At 73.8% G+C, this 16,183-nt stretch carries 13 protein-coding genes and 1 riboswitch; of the genes, 9 read left to right on the top strand and 4 right to left on the bottom strand.

Features of this window, described 5'->3' with window-relative positions:
- Window positions 1-2: 2 nt before the first annotated feature.
- Window positions 3-833: a succinate dehydrogenase subunit SdhC gene (gene sdhC / locus K1Y72_RS03785; protein WP_220163247.1), complete on the bottom strand. Its 831-nt coding sequence runs from the start codon at window positions 831-833 to the stop codon at window positions 3-5.
- A 438-nt stretch (window positions 834-1,271) separates the two neighbouring features.
- On the opposite strand from sdhC, the gene K1Y72_RS03790 reads away from it, so the two are divergent.
- From K1Y72_RS03790 to K1Y72_RS03820, 7 genes are all read left to right on the top strand, one after another.
- Window positions 1,272-2,861, top strand: coding sequence for an LCP family protein (locus K1Y72_RS03790; protein ID WP_220163249.1), 1,590 nt, complete (start codon window positions 1,272-1,274; stop codon window positions 2,859-2,861).
- Between the two features lie 92 nt (window positions 2,862-2,953).
- Window positions 2,954-3,436, top strand: a complete 483-nt coding sequence (locus tag K1Y72_RS03795) for a DUF4282 domain-containing protein (RefSeq protein ID WP_258571870.1) — start codon at window positions 2,954-2,956, stop codon at window positions 3,434-3,436.
- Between the two features lie 105 nt (window positions 3,437-3,541).
- Window positions 3,542-5,875 (top strand): protein kinase domain-containing protein, encoded by a 2,334-nt coding sequence (locus K1Y72_RS03800; protein ID WP_308286875.1) that lies wholly within the window; start codon window positions 3,542-3,544, stop codon window positions 5,873-5,875.
- Window positions 5,872-6,996 carry a response regulator receiver protein gene (locus K1Y72_RS03805; protein ID WP_220163253.1) on the top strand — a complete coding sequence of 375 codons (1,125 nt, stop codon included), beginning with the start codon at window positions 5,872-5,874 and terminating at the stop codon, window positions 6,994-6,996. The genes K1Y72_RS03800 and K1Y72_RS03805 overlap by 4 nt, the downstream gene beginning before the upstream one ends.
- 80 nt (window positions 6,997-7,076) lie before the next feature.
- Complete coding sequence (locus tag K1Y72_RS03810; RefSeq protein WP_220163255.1) at window positions 7,077-8,969, top strand: AAA family ATPase; 1,893 nt, start codon at window positions 7,077-7,079, stop codon at window positions 8,967-8,969.
- Window positions 8,966-9,691, top strand: a complete 726-nt coding sequence (locus K1Y72_RS03815) for a 4Fe-4S single cluster domain-containing protein (protein ID WP_220163257.1) — start codon at window positions 8,966-8,968, stop codon at window positions 9,689-9,691. The genes K1Y72_RS03810 and K1Y72_RS03815 overlap by 4 nt, the downstream gene beginning before the upstream one ends.
- A complete protein-coding gene (locus tag K1Y72_RS03820; RefSeq protein WP_220163258.1) occupies window positions 9,682-10,851 on the top strand; it encodes an FHA domain-containing protein in 1,170 nt (389 codons plus the stop codon). The genes K1Y72_RS03815 and K1Y72_RS03820 overlap by 10 nt, the downstream gene beginning before the upstream one ends.
- Before the next feature lie 82 nt (window positions 10,852-10,933).
- On the opposite strand, the gene typA is transcribed toward K1Y72_RS03820, so the two are convergent.
- Complete coding sequence (gene typA, locus K1Y72_RS03825; RefSeq protein ID WP_220163261.1) at window positions 10,934-12,787, bottom strand: translational GTPase TypA; 1,854 nt, start codon at window positions 12,785-12,787, stop codon at window positions 10,934-10,936.
- A 189-nt stretch (window positions 12,788-12,976) separates the two neighbouring features.
- Window positions 12,977-13,123: riboswitch (cyclic di-AMP (ydaO/yuaA leader) on the top strand.
- 4 nt (window positions 13,124-13,127) lie between these two features.
- On the opposite strand from typA, the gene K1Y72_RS03830 reads away from it, so the two are divergent.
- Both K1Y72_RS03830 and K1Y72_RS03835 read left to right on the top strand, forming a co-directional pair.
- On the top strand, window positions 13,128-14,138 hold the full coding sequence (locus K1Y72_RS03830; protein WP_220163263.1) for a C40 family peptidase: 1,011 nt from the start codon (window positions 13,128-13,130) through the stop codon (window positions 14,136-14,138).
- 360 nt (window positions 14,139-14,498) lie between these two features.
- Window positions 14,499-14,924: a hypothetical protein gene (locus tag K1Y72_RS03835; RefSeq protein ID WP_220163265.1), complete on the top strand. Its 426-nt coding sequence runs from the start codon at window positions 14,499-14,501 to the stop codon at window positions 14,922-14,924.
- A gap of 73 nt (window positions 14,925-14,997) precedes the next feature.
- Here the strand turns inward: K1Y72_RS03835 and K1Y72_RS03840 are convergent, their stop codons facing one another.
- Window positions 14,998-15,366, bottom strand: coding sequence for a (deoxy)nucleoside triphosphate pyrophosphohydrolase (locus K1Y72_RS03840; protein ID WP_220163266.1), 369 nt, complete (start codon window positions 15,364-15,366; stop codon window positions 14,998-15,000).
- Window positions 15,367-15,406: 40 nt separating this feature from the next.
- The gene (locus K1Y72_RS03845) at window positions 15,407-16,177 is read right to left on the bottom strand and encodes a Mut7-C RNAse domain-containing protein (RefSeq protein WP_308286876.1); all 771 of its coding nucleotides are present in this window, start codon (window positions 16,175-16,177) and stop codon (window positions 15,407-15,409) included.
- Window positions 16,178-16,183 lie beyond the last annotated feature (6 nt).

Consider the following 16,183-nt stretch of genomic DNA (forward strand, 5'->3'; position numbering starts at 1 on the left):
CCTCAGTTGAAGATTCGCAGGTCGGAGATGGTGCCGCCGGCGACCAGGGCGACGTAGGCGTCGGCGACGACCAGCGACCCGAGGGTGATCAGCGCGTAGGTGCCGTGCCGGCTGTTGAGCTTGGAGACCTGCCCCCACATCCAGTACCGGACCGGGTGCTTGGAGAAGTTCTTCAGCCGGCCGCCGACGACGTGGCGGCAGGAGTGGCACGACAGCGTGTACAGCCAGAGCAGCACCACGTTGGCGACGAGGATGACGGTGCCGAGGCCGATGCCGAAGCCGCCGTCCTTCCCGTGGAAGGCGCGCACCGCGTCCCAGGTGTTGACCAGGGAGATGAGGAACGCCGCCATCCAGAAGTAGCGGTGCAGGTTCTGGCCGATCAGCGGGAACCGGCGCTCGCCGGAGTACTTCTTGTGCGGCTCGGCGACCGCGCACGCGGGCGGCGACGCCCAGTACGAGCGGTAGTACGCCTTGCGGTAGTAGTAGCAGGTCAGCCGGAACAGCAGCAGGAACGGCAGCGAGATCACCGCGAACGGGATGAAGCCGCGGGTGGCCGAGGGCAGGAAGGTGCCGAACTCGGCGGCGTCGCCGGTGTGGCCGTCCAGCGTGACGTTGTTGCAGAGCTCGTTGAAGCACGGCGAGTAGAACGGCGTCAGGTAGTGGTACTGCGGGACGTAGAACGCCGATCCCCAGAAGGCGCGGACGGTCGCGTAGACCACCCAGGCCGTGAAGATCACCAGAGTGGTGATCGGGTACAGCCGCCAGTTGTCCTTGCGGAGCGTGCGCTCCTTGATGCGGGCGCGGGTTTTCGCCGGCGCCTCCAGTGTGCTCATCGATCGCTCTCCTGAGCTCGGGTTCGGGTCCCCGTCCACGGATGAGCGCACGCGTGCGGCCGTCGCGCCCGGCCGGAGGCGCCGCCGCGGGGGGCGGTGACGCGTCGTGTGCGCTTCCAGCGAGGTGACCCTACGCCACCTCGGCAGGGGTGTGACACAGCTAACAGCCAGATGGGGATGTGACCCTGACCACAGACGGTGAACCGGCACATCCCCGCCGCTATGGCGGTCATGCCATAAGCATGGATTATGGCCATCGGCTATGAAGACGAGTGCGCGGAGGCATGGACTCCGTCCGCTCGCGCAGGACGGCCCGGCGGGACGGACACCGCCGCCCGCTTCCCTTATGCGAGAGTTCGGCGATCGCATCCCCTTCGCCGTAGGCTGTCCCGTCCGAATGATCAACGCCCTGCGGGGCCCGCGCCCGGGACTGGACCGATGAGCGACGACGACGCCCGCCGCGACGAGCGCACGGGCACCCCCGTCCCGGCCGGCGCGGCGGAGGACGCCACGGCCGGGCCCGGTGAGGACGGGGAACCGGAACCGGTCACACCGAGCGACGGCGCGGACGCCGAGGACGCCGAGGACGGCGCGGACGCGTCCGGCGGCGGCGAGGACGACGGCGCGGGCGAGGAGGAAGGCAAAGGCAAGGCCGAGGGCAAGCCGCCGCGCAGCCGGAGGCGGAAGGTGCTGCGGCGCACCGCGCTCGCCCTCGCCGTCCTCGTCGCGCTCGCGGCCGCGGGCGCGGGCGGCCTCTACGTCAACCTCATGGGCGACGTGAAGCAGCAGCACGTGACGTCGCAGCTCGGCACCGCCCGGCCGAAGAAGCTGAACAAGTCGCTCAACATCCTGCTGCTCGGCTCCGACACCCGCGCGGGCGACAACGCCCGCTACGGCGCGGCCGCCGGGATCAGCGGCGCCCGCTCGGACACCACGATCCTGCTGCACCTGTCGCCCAACCGCGACCAGGCCGTCGGCGTCAGCTTCCCCCGCGACTCCATGGTGAAGATCCCCGAGTGCAGGAGGGACAAGGGCGGCACCGTGCCCGCCCAGTTCGGGATGCTGAACGCGGCGTTCGCCTACGCCGGGCCGACCTGCACCTGGAAGACCCTGGAGTCGCTCACCGGCGTCCACATCGACCACTTCGTGCAGGTCGACTTCTCCGGCTTCAAGCGGATGGTGGACGCGCTCGGCGGGGTGCAGATCTGCGTCCCCGAGGCCGTGCACGACCCGCGCGCCGAACTCGACCTCAAGGCGGGCAAGCAGGTCGTCAAGGGCGACGCGGCGCTCGGCTACGTCCGCGCCCGCTACTCCCTCGGCGACGGCGGCGACCTCGGCCGCATCGAGCGGCAGCAGAAGTTCATGGCGTCGGTCGTGGACAAGGCCACCAGCACCTCGACGCTCACCGACCCGGCCAAGTCCTACAAGTTCCTGAAGGCCGTCGCCAAGTCGGTGACGACCGACGACGGGCTGGACCTGCCGGAGATGCGCAAGCTCGCGTCCGGGCTGAAGGGCATGAGCGCGGGCCAGGTCCGGTTCGTCACCGTCCCGGTGAAGGAGTACCGGCCCGACCCGAACCGCGTGCAGTGGGACGCCGACCTCGCCGCGCCGCTGTTCCAGGCGATCCGCGAGGACAACGACCTGCCCGCCGAGCCGGTCGGGACGGCCGCGCCCGAGCAGGCGCCGCCGAAGCCGGCGAAGGTGAACGTCACGCTCGTGGACGCGGGCGCGCCGCCGAAGGCCGTCCGGCGGATCGCCGCCCGGCTGGCGCAGCGCGGCTACCACGTCGCGAAGAAGGTCGAGAAGGCGGCGAAGGCGCCCGACAGCAAGATCGTGTACGGGCCGGCCGCCGAGGCGCAGGCGTCCGCCCTCGCCCGCGACGCCCCGAACGCCCTGCTCACCCCGGATCCGAAGGGCCCGGCGGGCGGGGTGCGGCTCCTCATGGGCGGCGCCGGGTTCCAGCTCCGGCCGCCCGCCGTCACCAACATCGCGGGCGGGGTGAGGCCCGGCCAGAACCTGTGCGAGTGACGCGGCGGCGGACTCGCCCGCGTGTACACGGGCGGCGGGTGAGGAACGCTCTAGAGTCGGGGTTGTCCGGTCATACGAGTCAGGAGTCGGCGATGACGCACCCCTCAGAGCGCGGCCCGTCCGAACCCCCGCGCACGCCCGGCCCCTACGGTCCGCCGCCCCTGCAGTACCCGGGCGGTCAGCAGCAGCCCGGGTCGCACGTTCCGGGGCCCCGACCGTCGATGACCGGGCCGCAGGTGCAGCAGTCCGGGGAGTGGGTGCCGCCGCAGAAGACGGAGAAGGGCGTGCTCGGCGCGCTCTTCGACGCCAACTTCAACCATCTGGTGACGCCCAAGCTCATCAAGGCGTTCTACCTGCTGACGCTGCTGCTGATCACGCTGAACGCGCTGATCGTGCTGGGCTTCGGCCTGTGGGTGATGGGGCTGCGGAACGGCTGGTTCCTCGGCCTGCTGATCATCCTGTGCTCGCCCGTGGTGTGGCTGTTCGAGGCACTGCTCTGCCGTCTCTTCATGGAGGCCGTCGTGGTGCGGTTCAAGAGCGCCGAGCACCTGCGGGTCATCAAGGACAAGCTGTAAGGGGCGGGTTAGGCTCGCCGGGAGTCACGCGACATAGACGGGGCAGTGCAGGTGGCCGACTTCGAGGACGACGCTCCCCCACGTGCCACACGTCGGGATCCGGGCGTGACGCGGCGGGACGAGGGCGCGCGGACGGCGGTGCCGCCGCCGCGCTCCGGCGGTACCCGGCGCGACGGCGTCGTGCCGGGCGAGGCGCTGATGCGCCTGCCCGCCGCGCTCGCCGACCGGTTCGAGCTGGTCGCCGAGCTGCCGGTGCAGGGCGCCGAGTCCGATCTCCTGCTGGTCGTCGATCCCGGCGACGCCGGCGGGCGCGAGCTGGTCGTCAAGCTGTTCCGGCGCGGCTACAGCGCCGACCGCGAGGTGTGGGCGAAGCTGCCCGCCCTCACGTCGCCGCACGTGCTGCGCATCCTGGAGACCGGTCACGCCGACGGCCGCGACTACGAGGTCGCCGAGTACGCGCCCGGCGGCAACCTGCGGGCGCTGATGGACGCGCCGATGGAGCCGGACGCCGTCGCCGAGGTGGTGCGCCAGCTCGCCGGCGGGCTGGCCGCGCTGCACCGCGCCGGCATCGTGCACCGCGACCTGAAGCCGGAGAACGTCCTGGTCACCGGCACCGCGCCGCTCGCGCTGGCGATCGCCGACTTCGGGCTGAGCCGGGTGCTGGAGCAGAGCGTGGTGTTCGCGTCGTCCTCGCGGACGCTCGCCTACGCCGCGCCCGAGTCGCTGTCGGGGCAGGTGTCGCCCGCCCGCGACTGGTGGTCGCTCGGCGTCATCGCGCGCGAGCTGGCGACCGGCCGCGCCCCGTTCCTCGGGCTGAGCGAGACCGCCGTCGTCGACCATCTGGCGACGCGGGCGCTGTCCGCCGACGACGTCGCCGACCCGCGCCTCCGGCTGCTCTGCCGCGGCCTGCTCACCCGCGACCCGCGGCGCCGCTGGACGGACGCGCAGGTCGGCGAGTGGCTGGACGGCGGCAGCCCGCAGGTCGCCGAGACGCCCGCACGGGCGTCGCAGGCGCCCCCCGGCAGCGGCGTTCCGTTCGGTGGCCGCCGCTACGACGACCGCGGTGAGCTCGCGCGCGCGCTCGTCGCCGACTGGGACGCCGCCGCGCGCTACTTCTTCGGTCGCGGCGAGGCCGGTGAGGCGTGGCGGGCGCTCCGCGACTGGCTCGCCGGCCTGCCCGACGACGGCAGCATCGAGCTGATCGACCGGCACCTGGCCGCCGGGATCGGCCCCGACGCCAAGCTGCTGCACCTGGTCCGCTGGCTCGACCCGGACCTGCCCCCGCACTTCCTCGGCCGCCGCGTGACGCTGGAGGACCTCCCGGGCCTCGCCGCGCTCGCCGCCGACCCCTCCCACGCCGACCACCGCACCGCCTGCCTGCTCGGCCGCGCCCTGTGGGAGGAGGACCTCCTCGACGTCCTCGGCCTCGGCGCCGTCGACGCGCGGTGGCGCGGCCGCGCCGCCGAGTGGAACGACCTCGTCCGCTGGCTGCGCGGGCAGCTCCCTCAGGGCGCCGCCGCGCGGCTGCCCGACGCCGGTTCCGGCGGCCGCGGCCGCGTCGCGGGCGCCGGGCCCGCCGACGACCCGCCCGTCGTCCTGCTGACGCTGCTGGCGCTCGCCGCCGCGCCCGACCGCGCCGGGATCGAGCAGGCCGCCGAGCGGGCGCGCGCGTCCGTGCGCGAGGACGTCCCCTGGTTCGGCTGGCTCGTGCAGAACGCCGCCGGCGACCCGCTGCGGCTGCTCGCCGTGGCGCGGACCGCGCCCGAGGCCGTCCTGGAGGTCGAGGCCCGGCACCGCGACCGGCAGGCCGCCGAGCACCGCGACGCCGAGCTGCGCGGCCGCTGGACCGACCGCGAGCGGCAGCGCCTGGAGGGGCGCGGCGCGGCGGTCGTGCGGGCCGTCGCGTGGACGCTGCCGGCCCTGCTGGTCTGGCTCGCCGGGAGCTGGCTCGTCGCGACGCTGTTCGGCGGCAGCGGCGAGGAGGGCAGGGGGACGTCGTCGGTCGGCCTGTCCGGCAACACCAGCACCGGCGTCCCGTTCGCCGCCCTCGCCGTCATCGGCGTGCTGGCATGGGCCGCCGAATGCGCCGCCGAGGTGCTGCTCGCGCGCGCGCAGGGCAAGGACTACCTGCTGTACGGGCCGTGGTCGGGGCTGTCGAAGATGCTGTTCGGGGTGTCGAAGGCATCCCGCGCGGTGTCGGGCGCGGCCCAGCAGTCGGGGCGGCGCGGCTGCGGGGTGATGCTGCTGGCCGGCGTCGTCCCGCTCCTGGTCATCCTGCTGGTCGTGTCGGCGCTCACCGCCGTCGCGTCCATGCTGTGGGCGCTGCTGATGGTCGTCGCGGCGGCCGCGCACTGCGCGGGCGCGGGCGTGCGGCTGCACCGGTGGCGGCAGGCGCATCGGACGGCCGAACAGGCGGCCATGAGCGGAGGGACCCTATGAGCAGCGGCGTCGAGGCCGACATCGCGCTGGACGCGGCGGTCGTCCTCACCCTGGGGATGAACCGGCTCCTCGGCCGCGGCGCCGGCTGGGCCGGGCGCGGCGCCGAGGCGCTCGCCGCGGCCGCCGCCGCCCGCGCCGAGGCCCGCGCGGCCGAGCTGGCCGAGGCCGGTTCCGCGGACGCGGCGGTGCAGGCCGTCCTCGACCGGCTGGCGCGGCTCGCCGCGCTCGCCGAGACGCGCGCCAAGACCGGCGCCGACGTCGAGCTGCCCGCGCCGCTGGAGCCCGCCGGGCAGTCCCCCGACGAGCTGCGCGCCTGGTGCGCGGCGACCGACGCGGCCATGGACGCCGCCGAGCGCGCCCTGTCCGAGCACGTCGCCGCGCAGGTCGCCGCGCACGTGTTCGGCGCCGCCGCCGAGGGCCTGCGCACCGACCTCGGAGCGCCCGCCGCCCCGGACGCCCCCGCCGCCGACGCGCGGGGGGTGCAGGAGGCGCTGGAGCGCGTCCTCGCCCGGCTGCTGCCCGACGTCGCCGAGGACGACCGGCGCGCCGTCGCCGAGGCCGCCCGCCTCGCCGCCGAGGCCGCCACGCCCGAGGAGGCCGAGGGCGTCCTCACCGAGGTGCGGCTGCGCATCCAGGACGCCAACGGGCGCACCCGGGACGAGCGCGAGCGCGCCGCCGCCGCGGAGGCCGCCGCGCGCGCCGAGGACGAGCGCCGCTACGTCCTGGACTCGGTCACCGAGGCGTTCACCGACCTCGGCTACGAGGTCCACGGCGGCTTCGAGACCCTCACCGCCGACGCCGGCGAGCTCGTCCTGACGCGCGGCGGCTGGCCCGACCACAGCGTCCGGATGCGGGTGGAGGGCGGCGGGCAGGTCCGCGCCGCGATGACCCGCACGGCGCCCGCCGAGAGCGAGGACGACCGCCGCCTGGACGTCGAGCGCGAGCGCGAGTGGTGCGCGGCGTTCGAGGCCGCCCGCGACCGCCTCGCCGGCGCCGGCATCGGCTCCGCCGTCACCTGGCGCCTGGACCCCGGCGTCCGAGAGCTGCCGGTCGCGGCCGAGAAGCGGCAGACTGGTCCCCGAGCCACCCCGCGTGAACGGCATCGGGAACGAGGACGGTAAGTGACTATCACACGGCCACGCGACGGCTGGACCGGCGGAGCAGGGAGCGCACCGAGGAGGAGCACGGCGGGAGCGAGCGCATGAGCCTGGAATCGCCCACGCTCGGGGGACGGCTGCCCGGCTGGCCGCCGTTCATCCGCGAGCTCGACGCGACGCTGTCGGTGCACTCGCAGTACGTGCTGTCGGGCAACCTCTACGACAGCTTCCTCGCACCGTCCCTCGACGGGCCGGCGCGGCTCCTGCCGCTCCGCGACCTGCTGTGGGACTCGCTGCGCTCCAGCGGCTTCTCCTGCATCATCGTGTACGACCCCGTCGACGGGCTGCAGGTGCTGCCCGAGGGCGACGAGGAGGCCGCCGCGTCCGCCGCGCGCCTCATCGGCAAGCTGCCGAAGAAGGACGAGGTGCCGTCCCTGGAGGGCCTCACCCGGCACCTGGCGGCGGTGGCGCGGCCCGCCGAGAACGTGCGGGCGGCGTTCGTGCTGGACTCGGCGTCGCGGATCGCGCGGACCCCGACCGAGATGGAGCCCGCCGAGCGCGACTTCTTCCGGTTCTGCGCCAAGCTGTCGCGCACCGCGCGGCCGGTGCGGGTCCCCGGCGCCCGCCCGAAGCCGCTCTACAACCCGGTGCTCTGGCTGGTGGAGCGGCCCGGCGACCTGCCCGCCTGGCTGACCGGCGGCAACGACAACATCCGCGAGATCACCATCCCGCGGCCGCACCTCGGCGACCGGCAGGAGACCGCCCGGCTGCTCGCCCGCGCGTTCGGGGTGACCGACGCGGGCGCCGACGACGCCGCGTCCGCGGCCTGCGACGCGTTCGCCGAGCAGGCCGACGGCCTCACCCTCCAGTCGATGATCGAGGTGACCCGGCTCGCCAAGGAGCGCAACGTCGAGCTCGGCGACCTGCCCGACGCGGTCCGCACCTACAAGCTCGGCGTGCTCGACAACCCGTGGAGCCGCGGCCACCTGCGGCGGCGCGTGCTGGACGGCGAGAAGCGCGTCCCCGAGCGCGTCATCGGGCAGCCGCAGGCCGTCACCAAGACGCTGGACATCCTCAAGCGGGCGGTGCTCGGCCTGTCCGGCGCGCAGGCGACCCGGTCGGGCAGCCGGCCGCGCGGCGTGCTGTTCTTCGCCGGCCCGACCGGCACCGGCAAGACCGAGCTCGCCAAGGCCGTCACCGAGCTGGTGTTCGGCGACGAGTCGGCCTACCTGCGGTTCGACATGAGCGAGTTCTCCGCCGAGGGGTCGGGCGACCGGCTCATCGGCGCGCCGCCCGGCTACGTCGGGCACGAGGCGGGCGGCGAGCTCACCAACGCCGTCCGCGAGGACCCGTTCCGGGTGATCCTGTTCGACGAGATCGAGAAGGCGCACCCGCGCATCCTCGACAAGTTCCTGCAGATCCTGGAGGACGGGCGGCTCACCGACGGGCGCGGCAACACCGTGCACTTCTCCGAATCCATCCTGATCTTCACCTCGAACCTCGGCATGTCGGTGCCGGCCGCCCCGGCCCTCACCGCCGGCGCCGGCGGCGGCCCGCGGATCCGCAACGTGCATCCCGGGATGCCCTACCCCGAGGTCGAGGCGAGCATCAAGAGCGCTGTCGCCGACCACTTCACCGACGTGCTGAACCGGCCCGAGCTGCTCAACCGGTTCGGCGACAACATCGTGGTGTTCGACTTCATCGGCGCCGACGCCGCCGACAAGATCTTCGACCTGCAGTTCGCGAACATCTGCCGCCGCGTCGCCGAGGAGCACCGCCTCGTCCTCACCGTCCGCGGCGAGCCGCTGCAGGCGCTGCGCGAGTCGTGCACCGCCGAGCTCGACAAGGGCGGCCGCGGCATCGGGATGGCGCTGGAGTCGGCGTTCGTGAACCCGCTCGCGCGCGCGCTGTTCGACCGCGAGCTCGTCCCCGACGAGCGCGTCACCGTGACGGGCCTGCGGCGCGAGGGCGGCATCGTCCACCTGGACGTGCAGTGACGGCCGGGGCGGCCGCGCCGGACCTGCTGCTCGCCAAGGCGCACTACCCCGTCACCTCGCTCGGCCCCGGCACCCGCGCCGGCATCTGGGTCCAGGGGTGCACGCTGCACTGCCACGGCTGCATGTCCCGCGACACCTGGCCCGCCGACCCCGCCAAGGCGGTGCCGGTCGAGGCCGTCGCGGGGTGGCTGGAATCACTCCCGGGGCCGGTGGACGGCATCACCATCTCGGGCGGCGAACCGTTCCAGCAGCCCGCGGCGGTGGCGGCCCTGCTGCGGGCCGTCCGCGCCTGGCAGCACAGCGGGTACCGTGGGAGCATTCCGTTGGACATTCTCATCTACAGCGGATATGTCTACTCTCGGCTCACGCGATCCGCCGAGGCCCGCACGATCCTCGACCTGTGCGACGCGGTGATCGCGGGGCCGTACGTCGACCGGCTCAACCCGGGGGGGCGACACTCGCCGAGTGCGTCCCTACTCTGGAGGGGGTCGGCCAACCAGCGGATCGTCCCGCTCTCGCCCCTGGGGCGGGAGCGGTACGGGACGGTGGCCGACGACAGCACCGAACAGGACGCAGGGCCCCGTATGCAGGTGTCCGTGGACGAGGGGCCGGAGGGAAGGCGGGTGTACTACATCGGGATCCCGCGTAGGGGTGACATGGAGCACCTCTCATCGACGCTCGAACGCGCCGGGGTGCGCTCGGGAGATGTGTCATGGCGTTGAACTGCCCTGTATGTGACGAGCCCTTCCAGCCGGGCGACCTGGTCTGCCTGAGCTGCGGCGCCAACCTGGCGCGCGCCGGGGGCGGCGGCGGGGGCCGCCGGCCCGGCGGCTACGACGAGCAGGGCGGATCCCGGGTTCCCCCACCGCCCGGTCCGCAGCAGCCCTACGGCCAGCCCGACCCCTACGGCGGTCAGCAGCACGGGGGCCAGCAGCACGACCAGTACGGTCAGCAGGACCAGTACGGCCAGCAGCCCTACCAGCAGCAGCCGCAGCACGGTTACGGCCCGCCGCAGCAGCAGCACGGCCAGGGCCAGCGGCAGCAGCAGGGTCCGCCTCCCCCGCCGAACGACCCGTGGGGAGCCCCGCCGCCGCAGCAGCAACCGCCGCAGCGCGGGGGCCAGCAGCAGGATCCGTGGGGCGCTCCGCCCCCGCAGCAGGGCGGCGGTGGCCGTCCCCCGCAGCAGCAGCAACCGCAGCCGAACGACCCGTGGGGTGCGCCGCAGCCGCCGCAGGGCGGCCAGCAGCAGGATCCGTGGGGCGCTCCGCCGCCGCAGCAGGACCCGTGGGGCGGGCAGCAGCAGCACCAGCAGCCGTCCCCCTACGACCAGCAGCCCCCGCAGGGCTACGGGCCGCCGCAGCACGACCAGCACCGCGGGCAGATGCCGCCGCAGCACGGCCGCGAGGCCACGCTGCTGCCGCCCGACCAGCACGGCGGGCCGCGTCCCGACAGCACGGCGTTCATGTGCCCGTACTGCGAGGCGGTGCTCACCAACCCGAGCGCCGCGCAGTGCGAGTCGTGCCTCCGCCCGCTGCCGGGCGGCGGTGGCGGCCACGCGGGCGGCCACGGCGGCGCCCCGACGCTGCGGGTGCTGTTCCCCTCCGGCGAACTGAAGATCACCGCGGGGCAGCACCTGGTGCTCGGCCGCGACGCCGGCCAGTCGCAGGTGGCGTCCACCTTCACCCAGTACGACAACGTGTCGCGGCGCCACTCCACGATCTGGCTCGACCAGCAGGGCACGGCGTGGGTGCGGGACGAGGGCTCCACGAACGGCACGTTCGTCAACGGCGAGCGCCTGCCGCGCGGCGTCGAGGCGCCCCTGCGCGACGGCGACCAGCTCCGCCTGGCCGCCGACGTCACCGGCACCGTCAAGCTGAACTAGCGCGTATACGGAAGGAGGCCCCCACCCGATCGGGTGGGGGCCTCCTTCCGTATGCCGCTCGGCCGGTCGGCTCGACCCGGCGTCAGCTCGACGACCGCTTGGCGCGGGCGCGGGTGCGCTCGCGCTCCTTGGCGTCCAGGACGATCTTGCGGATGCGGACCGCGGCCGGGGTCACCTCGACGCACTCGTCGTCGCGGATGAACTCCAGGCTCTCCTCCAGCGTGAGGATCTTCGGCGGGGTGAGCGTCTCGGTCGTCTCCGACGTGGAGGCGCGCATGTTGGTCTTCTGCTTCTCCTTGGTGATGTTGACGTCCATGTCGTCGGCGCGCGAGTTCTCGCCGACGATCATGCCCTCGTACACCTCGGTCGTCGGCGGGATGAAGAAGGTGCCGCGCTCCTGCAGGTTGGTGATGGCGTAGGCGGTGGCCGCGCCGGACCGGTCGGAGACCAGGGAGCCGGACGGGCGGGTGCGCAGCTCGCCGAACCAGGGCTCGTAGTCCTCGAAGACGTGGTGCGCCATGCCGGTGCCGCGGGTCTCGGTCATGAACTCGGTGCGGAAGCCGATGAGGCCGCGCGCCGGGACCAGGAACTCCATCCGGATCCAGCCGGTGCCGTGGTTGGTCATCTGCTCCATGCGGCCCTTGCGGACCGCCATGAGCTGGGTGACCGCGCCGAGGTACTCCTCGGGGATGTCGACGGTGAGGCGCTCGACGGGCTCGTGCCGCTTGCCGTCGATCTCGCGGGTGACGACCTGCGGCTTGCCGACGGTGAGCTCGTAGGACTCGCGGCGCATGTTCTCGACCAGGATGGCGAGGGCGAGCTCGCCGCGGCCCTGGACCTCCCAGGCGTCGGGGCGCTCGGTCGGCAGCACCTTGATGGACACGTTGCCGACGAGCTCGCGCTCCAGCCGGTCCTTGACCATCCGGGCGGTGACCTTGGAGCCCTTCTCGCGGCCGGCCATCGGGCTGGTGTTGGTGCCGATGGTCATCGAGATGGCGGGCTCGTCGACGGTGATCGACGGCAGCGCGCGCGGGTCGTCGGGGTCGGCGAGGGTGTCGCCGATCATGATGTCGGGGATGCCGGCGATCGCGACGATGTCGCCCGGCCCGGCCTGCTCGGCGGGCTTGCGCTCCAGCGCCTCGGTCATCAGCAGCTCGGTGATCTTGACGCGGGACACGCCGCCCTCGTGCATCCAGGCGACCTGCTGGCCCTTCTTCAGCTCGCCGGCGTGGATGCGGCAGAGCGCGATGCGGCCGAGGAAGTTGGAGGCGTCCAGGTTGGTGACGTGCGCCTGCAGCGGCGCGGTCGGGTCGTAGGACGGCGCCGGGATGGTGTCCTTGATGACCTGGAACAGCGGCTCCAGGTCCTCGGCGTCGGGCAGCTCGCCGTTGCCGGGCTTGGCCAGCGAGGCGCGGCCGGCGCGGCCGGAAGCGTACACGATCGGGAAGTCGATCTGGTCCTCGGCGGCGTCCAGGTCCATGAACAGCTCGTAGGTCTCGTCGACGACCTCGTCGATGCGCGCGTCGGGCCGGTCGGTCTTGTTGACGACCAGGATGACGGGGAGCTTGGCCTCCAGGGCCTTGCGCAGCACGAACCGGGTCTGCGGGAGGGGGCCCTCGCTGGCGTCCACCAGCAGCACGACGCCGTCCACCATGGACAGGCCGCGCTCGACCTCGCCGCCGAAGTCGGCGTGGCCCGGGGTGTCGATGATGTTGATCGTCATCCCGTTGTGCGCCACGGCCGTGTTCTTGGCCAGGATGGTGATGCCCTTCTCGCGCTCCAGGTCGTTGGAGTCCATGACGCGGTCGTTCACGTCCTGGTTCTCGCGGAACGCCCCGGACTGCCAGAGCATGGCGTCGACCAGCGTCGTCTTGCCGTGGTCGACGTGGGCGACGATGGCGACGTTACGGAGGTCATCGCGCGTGGAGAAGGGCATGCGGGCTCGCCTTGCGTAGAGTTCGGGTGGCGCCGCAGACATACGGCGCCCTCTATTCTACTTGGCCCGGCGCGCAACCCCGTCCGGCGTGACGCAACGCACGCCCCGGGGGCCGCCATTTGCCCCCCTTTGCCGTTCCTTTGTAGTCTGCCGCGAGTCCGGCCGTGCCGAAGTCCCGCCCCCGGGGCTGCGACCGGACCGCCGAATCCCCGCGAGGGGAACCGGGGAACCGAACTGCTCCCTCGGGGTGAATCGACGGCGCCGCTCCGGCGTCCGCGTAGGGCGCCCTCCGCCCGAACCCGTCAGCTAACCCGGTAGGCGACGGAGAGGAGAGACCGGCTTGTCACCGGACCCGCACCGGCGCCCCCCGCGCCTGCGCCGCGCCGCCGCACCCGCGCTGACCGCGCTCGCGCTCCTCGGCGCCGGCGCCGCCCTCCCGGCCGTCGCGCACGCCGCGGCGCCCGTCGCCCCGTCGGCGAAGCCGAAGCCGAACGAGGCGGAGCTCAAGAAGCAGCTGAAGGACCTGAACGACCAGGCCGAGACGCTCACCGAGAAGTTCAACAAGGCCCGGGTGGAGTACGGCAAGGCCGTCAAGGCCCAGAAGGACGCCGAGGCCAACTCCGCGCGGCTGGAGGCGCAGGTCGCGCCGGCCCGCGCCCAGCTCAGCCGCCTCGCCGCGCAGACCTACATGGGCGGCAACCCCAACATCATGTTCGGCGCGGGCAGCGATATGTCGGGCCTCTCCGACACCGCCTACCTGCAGCAGAACCAGGCCGCGATCGTGTCCCAGGTGCAGGGGCAGATCGACCGGGCCAACAAGGCCGCCGCCGACGCCAAGGCCAAGGCCGCGCAGGTGCAGAAGGCGCTGCAGCAGGTCAGGTCCTCCCGCGACGCCGCCAAGGCCAAGGTCGCCGAGGTGCAGAAGCAGCTCGACAAGCTGAACATCACCACGGTCACCGACCCCAACTCCGGCATCAAGATCAAGATCCAGGGGTCGGGGCTGCCCGCCAGGATGGTGCGCAAGGCGCTGACCAAGCGCGGCAGCGCGTACGTGTGGGGCGCCGCCGGCCCGACGACGTTCGACTGCTCGGGCCTGGTCGTCTGGGCGTACGCGCAGGTCGGCAAGCCGGGCCTGCCGCACTACACCGGCGACCTCTACCAGCTCGGCACGCACGTGAGCCGCGGCGCGCTGAAGTCGGGCGACCTCGTCTACTTCGGCGGCAACCTGCACCACATGGGCATCTACCTGGGCTCGGGGTACTTCCTGCACGCGCCGCAGACCGGCGACGTCGTGAAGATTTCCAAGCTGTCGGACCGGTCCGACTTCGCGGGCGCCAACCGCATCTCCTGACGCCGGGCCCGTCCCCGCGCGCACCGAGCACCCGCAGGGGGCCGCCACCACGCCGTGGCGGCCCCCTCAGCGCGTCCTGAAGCACTTACAGGGCCGGGGTTACCGGTGAGTCACCCGCGCGCCGCCGCGGCCCAGCGGGCCGCACAGGGCCTCTCCCCGCAGGACCCCTCATCACGGACACTCGACGCGGAACGCCTTTTCGTCGCAGCAGTGCCGTCGCGTCCGTTCCGGACCACCGATTGACCCAAGTCGGTCATTTACCCGAAACTTGCTGCGGAACGGCGGTACTCTCCCGCCCCAGGCGCCCGGCCCCGTCCCCGCGATCCCGGCGCCTCCCCCTGACGCCCCAAGGAGCCCCCCGTGAAGATCCGCAGGCCCGCCGTCCTCACGGCCACCGCCGCGATCGCGCTGCTGCCGCTGTCCACCCTGGTCGCCGTCCCGGCCGAGGCGGCGCCGCAGGCCCGCGCCGCCGCCGCCGCGGATCCGACGCCCACGCCGACGCCGTCCGTCGACATCCAGGCCATCATCCAGCTCGTGGTGAGCGCCTTCCCCGCCAACATCCAGGCGGACCTGAACAAGCTGCTGAACGGCGACTTCCTGACGCTCCTCACCACGCTGGTGAACGACGTCCTCGCGCTCACCCCCGAGCAGCTCCAGGACATCGCGGCCAAGCTGCAGGCCCTCCTCGGCCAGCTCCCGCTCGGCCAGCAGGCGCTGCTGAAGACCCAGCTGAGCAACGGCGTGACCAAGCAGGAGGCGCTGACCATCCTGCTGCTGCCGCGCTGACCGGCCGGCCGATCGACCACCCCCGGACGGGCAGCCCGCGGACACCCCGCCGCGGGGTGCCCGTCCGACGCCGTCAGCCGAGGTAGGGCGCGACGGCCGCGACGACGGGCCGGTCCGCCGGCAGCCACGCCACGTCGTAGACCTCGCCGGCCGCGAGCCAGCGGAGCTGCAGGTGCTCCAGCGCGCGCGGCTCGCCCTTGACGAGCCGCGCCGTCCACAGCCGCATGATCCAGTCGCCGGTCAGCGGCCAGTCGCCGCCGATCCGGTCGCCGACCCCGATCTCGACGCCGAGCTCCTCGCGGCACTCGCGGACGAGCGCCTGCTCGTCGCTCTCCCCCGGGTCGACCTTCCCGCCGGGGAACTCCCAGCCGCCGGCGAGCTCGGGCGGCTCGGCGCGCTGCGCGGCGAGCAGCCGCCCGCCGTCGATGATCGCGGCGCCCACGACGACCCTGATGGCGACCAGCCCCTCTCGCGCTTCGGTGTCACCCGGTGCGGGCGAGGCTACCGCGTCCGGCGCGGCGGGCCGCGACGGTCCGCCCGGCCGCCTCCACGATCTCCGCCAGCCGGTCGCCGTGCGCTCCCCGCCAGTACACCTGGCCGCAGTCCGCGCAGCGGCCGTAGACGTCCTGGGTGCGGCGGGTTCCCTCGGGCAGCGCCCCCGCCACGTCCTCCTTCGGCGCCGGCAGCAGCGCGCCGTTGCAGGCGGTGCAGCGCGTCCAGGGGGCGAGCGGCGGCGCGAACCGGTCGAGGAGGTCGCGCAGCTGGTCGTCGGGCCGCGAGCCGCGCACGTGCGCGCCGAACCAGAGGGCGCGGCGGCGCAGCAGCCCGCGGTCCTGGGTGAGCAGGACGCGCCGCTCGGCGTTGGCCTGCACGACGAGCGCGGGGTCGTCCATGTCGTTGTGGTAGGCGGTGTCCAGGCCGAGCAGCCGCAGCCGGCGGGCGAGGGTGCCGAGGTGGACGTCCAGCAGGAACCGCGGCGCGTCCTGCCCCTCCTCCAGCGGCACCTCCTGCGGGCGCGCGATCGCCTCGACCCGCACCGAGGCGCCGGGCGCGGGACGGTCGGCGGCGGTGGCGGGCGCGCCGTCCAGCAGCAGCGCGCCGACCTCGGGCAGCGGCACGCCGAGGGCCTCGACGACGTGGCCGAGGCTGCTCGTGCCGTCGGCGGCGACGGTGCGGCCGCCGGGGCGGCGCCGGGAGGCGGGCAGGAACATCAGCAGCTCGTCCGCGAGCTCGATCCGCAGTGAGGAGTCCACGCCGCC

The organism is Actinomadura parmotrematis (assembly GCF_019458805.1).
Lineage (GTDB): Bacteria > Actinomycetota > Actinomycetes > Streptosporangiales > Streptosporangiaceae > Spirillospora > Spirillospora parmotrematis.

Bases quoted from the DNA above. Each gene is read 5' to 3' on its own strand.
- K1Y72_RS03810 (WP_220163255.1), top strand. From the start codon at position 7,077: ATGAGCCTGGAATCGCCCACGCTCGGGGGACGGCTGCCCGGCTGGCCG.
- K1Y72_RS03805 (WP_220163253.1), top strand. From the start codon at position 5,872: ATGAGCAGCGGCGTCGAGGCCGACATCGCGCTGGACGCGGCGGTCGTC.
- K1Y72_RS03795 (WP_258571870.1), top strand. From the start codon at position 2,954: ATGACGCACCCCTCAGAGCGCGGCCCGTCCGAACCCCCGCGCACGCCC.
- K1Y72_RS03820 (WP_220163258.1), top strand. From the start codon at position 9,682: ATGGCGTTGAACTGCCCTGTATGTGACGAGCCCTTCCAGCCGGGCGAC.
- typA (WP_220163261.1), bottom strand. From the start codon at position 12,787: ATGCCCTTCTCCACGCGCGATGACCTCCGTAACGTCGCCATCGTCGCC.
- sdhC (WP_220163247.1), bottom strand. From the start codon at position 833: ATGAGCACACTGGAGGCGCCGGCGAAAACCCGCGCCCGCATCAAGGAG.
- K1Y72_RS03790 (WP_220163249.1), top strand. From the start codon at position 1,272: ATGAGCGACGACGACGCCCGCCGCGACGAGCGCACGGGCACCCCCGTC.